This window comes from Alcanivorax sp. HI0083 (assembly GCF_001635175.1).
The window spans coordinates 1-4,352 of sequence record NZ_LWFX01001244.1 but is presented as its reverse complement, the minus strand read 5'-3'; the positions used below and the strand labels follow the sequence as shown (position 1 = coordinate 4,352).

The 4,352-nt window shown below is 56.7% G+C and carries 4 protein-coding genes and 2 tRNA genes; 5 read left to right on the top strand and 1 reads right to left on the bottom strand.

The features are described from left to right. On the bottom strand, positions 1-891 hold an 891-nt coding region (locus A3754_RS18170; protein WP_156497070.1), incomplete at its 3' end, for an acyclic terpene utilization AtuA family protein. Positions 892-1,263: 372 nt separating this feature from the next. On the opposite strand from A3754_RS18170, the gene A3754_RS18165 reads away from it, so the two are divergent. The 5 genes from A3754_RS18165 to A3754_RS18145 form a co-directional block, all read left to right on the top strand. Next, complete coding sequence (locus A3754_RS18165; RefSeq protein WP_063520824.1) at positions 1,264-1,860, top strand: TetR/AcrR family transcriptional regulator; 597 nt, start codon at positions 1,264-1,266, stop codon at positions 1,858-1,860. Beyond that, complete coding sequence (locus tag A3754_RS18160; RefSeq protein ID WP_063520823.1) at positions 1,857-2,045, top strand: hypothetical protein; 189 nt, start codon at positions 1,857-1,859, stop codon at positions 2,043-2,045. Before A3754_RS18165 ends, A3754_RS18160 begins: the two co-directional genes overlap by 4 nt. Before the next feature lie 174 nt (positions 2,046-2,219). After that, positions 2,220-2,295, top strand: a tRNA-Val gene (locus A3754_RS18155). A gap of 36 nt (positions 2,296-2,331) precedes the next feature. Then, positions 2,332-2,408: transfer RNA gene (locus A3754_RS18150), tRNA-Asp, on the top strand. A gap of 666 nt (positions 2,409-3,074) precedes the next feature. Next, positions 3,075-4,352: hypothetical protein (locus A3754_RS18145; RefSeq protein ID WP_063520822.1), on the top strand; the 1,278-nt coding region annotated here is incomplete at its 3' end.

The following is a 4,352-nucleotide window of genomic DNA, read 5'->3' as shown; positions in this document are numbered from 1 at the left end:
GGCGCCGGAGACGCTGACTCGATGCTCGCCGACCTGTTCCAGTGTCACCTGGGTAAAATCGCACACCACGTCCGGCAGCAAATAGGCTCGGGGGTCGCCAATTTCGTACACGATCTGCTCGCCCACGGTGGCGCAGGTGACCAAACCACCGGTGTTGTCAGGCTTGGTGATCACAAAGTGGCCATCCGCATGGCATTCGGCCACCGGGAAACCCATCTTGTGGAAGTCCGGCACGTCGCGCCAGTCGGTGAAGTTGCCGCCGGTGCATTGGGCGCCGCATTCGATCACGTGCCCGGCCAGCGACCCCTGGGCCAGCTTGTCGTAATCCTCGGCGGACCAGTCGAACTCATGCATCAGCGGGCCCAGCACCACAGCGGAGTCGGCAATGCGCCCGGTGAGTACGATGTCTGCGCCGGCATCCAGTGCCGCTTTGATGGGCAGGGCGCCCAGGTAGGCGTTCATGGTGACCGTCATGGGGGGCAGGGGGGCGCCGCTGTCCAGTTCGGTTACATCGGCAAAATCGTTGCGGCGTGTATTCAGGTCGTCCCCTTCTACCAGGGCGATCTTCATTTCCACGCCGGCGGCCGTAAACGCTTTTTGCAGGGCATCGCGGCAGGCACGGGGGTTCACGCCCCCGGCGTTGCTAATCACCTTGATGTTTTTCGCCTTGATGTCCTTGGCGAGAGGGGCCATCACATTGGTGACAAAGTCATGGGCATAGCCGGCGTTGGGGTCTTTCATCCGCGCCCCGGCCATGATCGACAGGGTGACTTCGGCCAGGTAGTCGAACACCAGGTAGTCCAGCTTGGTCTGGTGAACCAACTGGAAGGCAGCACTGTTGGTATCGCCCCAGAATCCGGCGGCACAGCCGATGCGAACAGGCTCTGACATGGTGGCTCCATTTGCGTGTGAATTCATGGTCTCGTAAGCTACCAAGCAAGCGCTTGGTTTGTAAAGGGCCTGGAGGGTCGACGGCGCATTTATTCGAATGCCGCTGTAGGAGCTTGCTTGCAAGCGAACCGTGCGTCAGCACAGCCTCAATCGAGGCATATCTCCGGGCTTGACGTCGGAGCAATCTGGCATTCCAGATTTCTTGGACGTTTTTTTGAAAGCATGAAAGGAAACGTCACCGATTTCCTCGCTTGGGCTCGGTTCGCTTGCAAGCAAGCTCCTACAGTTTTATCGGAGCAGGGTGGTGGCGCTGCCCTTGCAGCTTGCAGACCGGAGTCGGGATAATGCCCCTATACAAAAAAGAGGATAGCAATGGCTGAGTCACTGGCAATTAATGGAATCGATGATTCTCCCCGCGGGCGTCTGCTCAGTGCCGCGGCTCACCTGTTTCGGGATAAGGGGTTCGACCGCACCACGGTCCGTGATATTGCGGCGTCGGTGGGAATTCAAAGCGGTTCCATCTTTCATCACTTCAAGACCAAGGAGGATATCCTCTATGCGGTGATGGAGGAGGTGATTCACTTCAATACCGAGCGGCTGCGTCAGGCGGTGGCGGCCCATGCGACCGGAAAGGACAAGTTGCGGGCACTGATTCGGGCGGAGCTGCAATCCATTGTGGGAGATACGGCCGAGGCGATGACCGTGATGGTCACCGAATGGCGCTGTCTGAGTGCAGACAAGCAGGCTCGAGCGCTCAAATTACGCGGTATTTATGAGCAGCTGTGGCTGGATGTATTGTCGGAATTGCACGATCAGGGCGAATTCACCACGGACCCTTTCATTATGCGTCGCCTGCTGACGGGGATGACTGGCTGGGCCCCAAACTGGTTTGACCGTGAAGGGTCGCTGAGCCTGGATGACCTGGCCGATATCATGCTGGCCCGGGTCATTGGTGAGTCCGCACCATGATTGGTAATGCCATAGCCTGGGGGGAAACCGGTTACTCCATCATCGAGGAGGGCGAGCTGAACCGACAGACCTGGGCGCTGGATGTGCATCATTATCTGATTGCCAGGCCGAATGGGCAGTCTCTGCCGGGAAAATTCACTCTGGAAGAGGCAAAAGCGAGAATTGAGGCGCTGGAGGCAGGGTAGATCGTCTGTGGTGCTCTGCATGGATCGGTGCCATTTTCGCCGGTTTTGTGGCTGTTTTGTCCAAGTTTTAGGCGTATCGCCCATTTTCTAGGCAAACGAACGGCTTTCTGAAAAAAAGCCGTTGACACCCCCGGCCCAATCCCTAAAATGGCGCCCACTTCGCAGCGCGAACAAGGGTGATTAGCTCAGCTGGGAGAGCATCTGCCTTACAAGCAGAGGGTCGGCGGTTCGATCCCGTCATCACCCACCATATTTAGCAAGTGAAAGAATTCCGAAAGGGATAAGTGGAGCGGTAGTTCAGTTGGTTAGAATACCGGCCTGTCACGCCGGGGGTCGCGGGTTCGAGTCCCGTCCGCTCCGCCACTATTCAGCAAGAAAGGCTCTCCTTCGGGAGGGCCTTTTTTGTGTGTGAAAAACGCTGAAAACGGCACGCTTGATGCCAAATGCCTGATGTTTGACGCAAAACGGTCGCTGTTCCTGCGTTGTTAGTTCTTGCCTTTGTCCTTGCGTGCTCCCGGTTTTTCTTTGTCAGGCATCCTGCGTCAGGCATCTGGCGTTACCTTTCATGAACTTGTCACTTTCTTTCTGTCTAATTTCACGGACAACATGTGAAACGATAGAAGGAAAAAGACAATGGATGATTATCTGGAAGAGCGTCTGGAAGAAAAGCTGCTGATGGAAAGCCTGGAAGAGTGGCTGGAAGATGATGATTGGGCAGATGACGGCGAGGAGTTGTAATCCTTCGCCGTTCTCTGCCCCTCTTTGGTTGCCCCTCCGTCCATCCCGCCTCATTTCTGTCTGCCTTTTCTGCCGCAACGTGACCCCGGTACTGTTCTGATGGCGTTGTCTGACGCAAGCTATTGGCGTGACTTTTGTTTAACTGCCTTTCAGGTCACACTCTTTCCATAAGGCCTGACTATAATTGGCAGCGCCGCGACTGTGGGTGTCACTTTTGGGAGTGACGCGATGTGCGACGCATCTGCCTGCGGCGGCCGCCTATAAAATAATTTCAAGGGAAGGACCGGCACCATGGCTGCATCCTCTGTTACCTCGGAAGCAATCCTGTTTTTTGATCATCGGGGTATTTCCAAAAGCATGCTCTACGCGGATTTCGAAGCCATTCTTGATGGGATGGTGGGGGTTCCGGAGTTTGCAGACAAAGAGGTGCGCGGAGCCTATTGCCTGGTGAATGGCCAGTTACGAGTGCGCTCGCTGGTATTGTTCACCATTGATTTCGATGAAGACGGTATGGCCGATACCACCTGGAATGTGCCGTTGCGTCATCTGGCGGAACACGCAGGCCAGGGTCCGGACATGGGCGCAGGCCCGATTCGTCTTGCTTGCCGTAGTCAGTGCCCGGTGGCCTGGCATCAGGACCAGATGTGGGACCCGGGAATGAAGCCCGGTGCCAATGATTTTATCGCGATCCGTGATTCCATTCGTGAGCGAGGCCCGAAAATGGGCCTGGAAATGGATGATGAGATGGATGCCGCTGCACCGCCAGTGGTGGGATCCTCTGCTCCTACAATCGCACCGGAAGCCGATGAGTCGCAAAAGAAAGCGGATCAGGAGCGTGTTCGCCTGGCACGCATTATCAAAGAGCTGCGCCTGCGGGTGCAGACCCTGGAAAACACCCAGTCTGAAGATGCCGCCAAGGTGCGCTATGCGGCTCAGCAGAAAGAAGAAATCCTCAATGCCCAGCTGGAAAAGGTGATGGGCCAGTTCAAGGCGATCAAATCCCAGAATGGCGCCTTGCGGGAGCAGAATGAATCCCTGAAAGGGCAGTTATTGTCCCTGAATCAGAGTCTGGAAGAGCAGAGCCGCCGCAGTGAGCACCAGGGAAGCGAAATGGAGGTGCTGACGGAGCAGTACAAACTGGCGCTGGAGCAGCGGCTGGAGGAAGAGCGGGCGAAGATGTCCGAGCAGCTGCACGCACTGGAAATGGATGTACTGACCCGCGATGACCTGATTGGCCAGCTCCGTGGGGAAATTGCCGAACAAAAACGCAATAAGGCGAAAGATGCGAACAGCGGGGCCCAGAAGACCCTGGAGAAGCTGGAAGAGCTGGGGCTGAGCTTTATCGCCTTTCACCCTGGAGCGGGGCACATTTCCATTGCCGCGGACCAGGTGGCCAGCTACATGGAAAACCCGATCGCCTTTGCGGCACGCAAATGCCTGGTAACCGAGGATCATTACCGGGCCTGGTTGGCGCACTATGAAAGCCCCACCTGCCAGGTTCCCGTTGGGGCCGACCAGTCTCCCTGTGGCAAGCGGGTAATCCGTGTGGAGGTGCCCAATCAGTTCAAG

What these genes read in the sequence shown, in the direction of transcription:
- A3754_RS18165 (WP_063520824.1), top strand. Translation starts at nt 1,264, where the DNA reads ATGGCTGAGTCACTGGCAATTAATGGAATCGATGATTCTCCCCGCGGG.
- A3754_RS18160 (WP_063520823.1), top strand. Translation starts at nt 1,857, where the DNA reads ATGATTGGTAATGCCATAGCCTGGGGGGAAACCGGTTACTCCATCATC.